The organism is Paracoccus sp. UBA889, from assembly GCA_002294185.1.
GTDB lineage: Bacteria > Pseudomonadota > Alphaproteobacteria > Rhodobacterales > Rhodobacteraceae > Paracoccus.
The window spans coordinates 1-3516 of sequence record DBFD01000026.1 but is presented as its reverse complement, the minus strand read 5'-3'; the positions used below and the strand labels follow the sequence as shown (position 1 = coordinate 3516).

The following is a 3516-nucleotide window of genomic DNA, read 5'->3' as shown; positions in this document are numbered from 1 at the left end:
GGCAAGGTGATCCGCGAGATCGTCGAGGTGTCGGGCGCCAAGGTCGATATCAACGACGACGGCGTCATCAAGATCGCTTCGGCCAATGGCGATGCGATCAAGAAGGCGCATGACATGATCTGGTCCATCGTGGCCGAACCGGAAGAAGGTCAGATCTACACCGGCAAGGTGGTGAAGCTGGTCGATTTCGGCGCCTTCGTGAACTTTTTCGGCAAGCGTGACGGGCTGGTCCATGTCAGCCAGATCGCCAACAAGCGCCTGGGCCATCCCAGCGAGGTATTGCAGGAAGGCCAGGAAGTGAAGGTCAAGCTGCTGGGCTTCGACGATCGCGGCAAGGTGCGCCTTGGCATGAAGATGGTCGATCAGCAGACCGGCGAAGAGATCGACGAGAAGCAGGAACAGACCGCCGAGTGATCGGCCCGGTCAACCGCGATGTGACAGCCCCGGCCCTGTTCCGGGGCTGTTGCGTTCAGGCCAGATCCATCAATGCGCGATGGCGGGCGTGTCGCGCCACAAGGGCAGCCACGTCAAAGCGACCGGCGCGCAGGTCAGCCTCGGGCACGAAGAAGTCGCTGAAGAGGAAATCCATCAGATCATCGCGGGCGGCCTGATCAAAGTCCAGGGCCCATGGCTGACGCAACAATGAAGAAAGCGCCGGGATCGAATCGGCGGTCCGGGTGCGGCCCAGCCCACCATAATAGCTGGCACCCAGAACGATCACCGGCTTGTCAAAGAAAAACGCCTCGAGTCCCATGGCGGAATTGACCGTGATCACGCCCTGTGAGGCGCGTAGTTGATCCAGTGAATTGGTGTCACGGTCGATCACAAGCCGGTCCTGCGGATGTCGCGCCACCAGACGCGCCAGATCGCCGCGAGCATTGGGATGCGGCTTCAGCCGCAGATGCCAGCCCGCCGGCAAGGCGCGGCTGGCCGCCGCCAGCGCCGCGATCAGATCGGCCGGATCGGCCACCCAGCCGGCATCCGGCAACAGATCGCCCGCGGCGTTCAGTTGAAGCGGGCAGAACAGGAAGGGCGCTTCGTCCGACCAGTCGGCGCGCGCGGCCTGCGCCACCTGTTTGCGGCGCGGCGAGCGTGCGGCCAGCGTTTCGCGAAGGTCGCGCCAGCCGCTTGAGGTTTTGCCGCACTGGCTGCGCCAATTTCGGAAAAAGGCCGCATCGCGCGGGATCGAACTGCGTGCATTGACGCCCTGCATGTCGATCTGAAGCCAGCCGGGCAGGGGGCCGCGCTCGAAGAACACGCAGGCCAGATCCGCCGCGTTCGCGGCACGTGCGGCAAGCGCCGCTCGCCCCAGAAGGCCACGCCAGACATAGACCATATTGGCGCCCTCCTGCCGCAACCGGCGCGCAATACCGGCATGGCGGCTGGCCGCTGTCAGCATCTTGGCCGGGTTCGCCCAGCCATGCGTCATACGCACCACCTCTTTCGCATCGTGCAAGGCCCGTGGTCCGATACAGAGCGACAATTGCCGCATCGAGATCCGGTGCGGGGCCTGGCCGTTGCAAGTCAGTGACTGCATGACGCCGTCGCAGAATTCATCGCGGCTTTCGAGGAACACGGGCCGGCGGACGTTCGCGGTCATGGATTCAGCAATTCATCGCGGCGATAACCGATGTCAAGCAGAGCCGAGACCGGCGAGGCGCAGTCAAGCGCGATGCCGCGACGCCCCGCGACCGTCGCGGCGAGGCTGAATCCCGCAAGGATCCGCCTTAGTCCGGACCTCAGACCCGAGGGCGCCGAATCGGCCCGCCTTTCATAGAACCGGGGTTCTGTGTCGTTGGTCAGATCGATTCCGGCCAGAAGTATCCTTTCCGGCCCGGCCGCCAGTGCGAATTGCAACGCCGAGAAGGCCACGGTGCCGGTGATCACAACTCCTCGATCCGGTGCAATCGAGATCGCCCCCTCGCGGCCAAGGATCACGAAATCGCTCAGTTCCGGGTCCGTCAGCGCCCGCCGGGCCGCGCCGATGGGCTTGATCACGTTTTCGATCAGCGCGACATCGCGATCACGAAGCGGGCCCGTGTCGCGCTCGGCCAGGGCGCGCATGGCGGAGGGCGACAGCATCAACGGAATATCGCAGGGCAGAGCCGCCAGCATCGCGTGATGGCGAAAGACGAAGCGTTCGTCCTCGACGGCCACGGCCAGCGGGCGAATTCTGTCGGCCAGCGCGGCGGCCCCATTGCAGAGGATGGCGGTGCCGGAACCAAGCGCCTCGACCCGCTGATCCCGGAGTGACGGGCCCGATCCGACGATTGCCAACAGGGACCGGCCCGAGGGTATGAATCGCGCGGCCGGCACCAGCGTCAAAAGGTGCCCTCCCTTCCAAGAGACGGCGCCCGACGCCCGGTCGATCGCAAGGCCCGGCCACAGATCCTGACGATGCGCCCGCGCCCGCCCCAGCACCTGAAAGCCGAGGCGGACCAGCTTGCGCGAAAGCGGCCGGTCCGAACGTGTCATTCGCCCCTTCTACGCAGGATCCTTGGCAAAGCGAAGGTAAGGCAGCTTGATATCCAGCGGGCCAAACTTTTCTTCCGCCGCCTTGTCGTCCAGTGACAGGGCCACGATCACGTCCTGGCCGGGTACCCAGTTGGCGGGCGTCGCGATGGGAACGCCGTCGGTCCGCTGGACCGCATCCAGCGCGCGCAGGATCTCGGCAAAGTTGCGGCCGATGGACATCGGATAGGTCATGGTCAGCCGCACCTTCTTGTCCGGCCCGATGATGAAGACGCTGCGCACCGTGGCCGAATGGGCCGGCGTGCGGCCTTCCTGCGGCAGGTAATATTCGGCCGGCAGCATGTCATAGGCCTTGGCCACGTTCAGCGCGGTGTCGTCGATGATGGCGAAATTAGCGGGCGCTCCGGCGACCTTCTCGATGTCCGATTTCCACTTCTTGTGGTCCTCGACCGAATCGACCGAGACACCCAGAACCTTGGTATTGCGCTTCTCGAATTCCGGGGCCAGTTGCGCCACGGCGCCGAATTCGGTGGTGCAGACCGGGGTGAAATCGCGCGGATGGCTGAACAGGATGGCATAGCTGTCGCCCAGCCAGTCGTGGAACCGGATCTGGCCCTCGGTGGATTCGGCGGTGAAATCCGGAGCGGTGTCATTGATGCGCAGGGACATGGGACGTCCTTTCCGTTTGATTGCGTCGTTTCCAACATAGGCAGCGCGCGAACGAATGCCAGAGGCCGCCGGCCGCGGCGAATCCGCCCGCGCCGCCTGACCGCCGCTGGCCCTTGCAGGCGCCCGGCGGCGGTGCCACCTTCATGCCAGGTCAGAAACGGAGATCGCGATGAGCACGCTGCTGGACAAGCGCAAATTCTATATCGACGGCCAATGGGTCGAGCCGGCCACGCCCAACGATCTGGAGGTCATCGACCCCTCGACCGAAGAGCCGGTCGCGGTGATCAGTCTGGGCAACCAGGCCGATACCGATGCCGCCGTCGCGGCCGCCAGGCGCGCCTTGCCGTCGTGGTCGCGAACCGCGCCCGCCGAAAG

Annotated in this window: 5 protein-coding genes; 2 read left to right on the top strand and 3 right to left on the bottom strand. The window is 65.0% G+C overall.

What is annotated here, in order from left to right:
• On the top strand, window positions 1–414 hold a 414-nt coding region (locus B4L36_RS04290), incomplete at its 5' end, for a S1 RNA-binding domain-containing protein (protein WP_292952888.1).
• A gap of 55 nt (window positions 415–469) precedes the next feature.
• On the opposite strand, the gene B4L36_RS04285 is transcribed toward B4L36_RS04290, so the two are convergent.
• From B4L36_RS04285 to B4L36_RS04275, 3 genes are read right to left on the bottom strand one after another with little or no spacing between them, the layout of a single operon-like run.
• The gene (locus tag B4L36_RS04285) at window positions 470–1537 is read right to left on the bottom strand and encodes a hypothetical protein (protein WP_292952885.1); all 1068 of its coding nucleotides are present in this window, start codon (window positions 1535–1537) and stop codon (window positions 470–472) included.
• 59 nt (window positions 1538–1596) lie between these two features.
• On the bottom strand, window positions 1597–2475 hold the full coding sequence (locus B4L36_RS04280; protein ID WP_292952882.1) for a glycosyl transferase: 879 nt from the start codon (window positions 2473–2475) through the stop codon (window positions 1597–1599).
• A gap of 9 nt (window positions 2476–2484) precedes the next feature.
• Window positions 2485–3141, bottom strand: coding sequence for a peroxiredoxin (locus tag B4L36_RS04275; protein ID WP_292952879.1), 657 nt, complete (start codon window positions 3139–3141; stop codon window positions 2485–2487).
• Window positions 3142–3310: 169 nt separating this feature from the next.
• Between B4L36_RS04275 and B4L36_RS04270 the strand changes: the two genes are divergently transcribed.
• Window positions 3311–3516, top strand: a 206-nt coding sequence (locus B4L36_RS04270; RefSeq protein ID WP_292952876.1) for an aldehyde dehydrogenase family protein, incomplete at its 3' end; no start/stop codon positions are given.

Coding starts and splice junctions, on each gene's coding strand:
- B4L36_RS04285 (WP_292952885.1), bottom strand. CDS start 1,537: ATGCAGTCACTGACTTGCAACGGCCAGGCCCCGCACCGGATCTCGATG.
- B4L36_RS04280 (WP_292952882.1), bottom strand. CDS start 2,475: ATGACACGTTCGGACCGGCCGCTTTCGCGCAAGCTGGTCCGCCTCGGC.
- B4L36_RS04275 (WP_292952879.1), bottom strand. CDS start 3,141: ATGTCCCTGCGCATCAATGACACCGCTCCGGATTTCACCGCCGAATCC.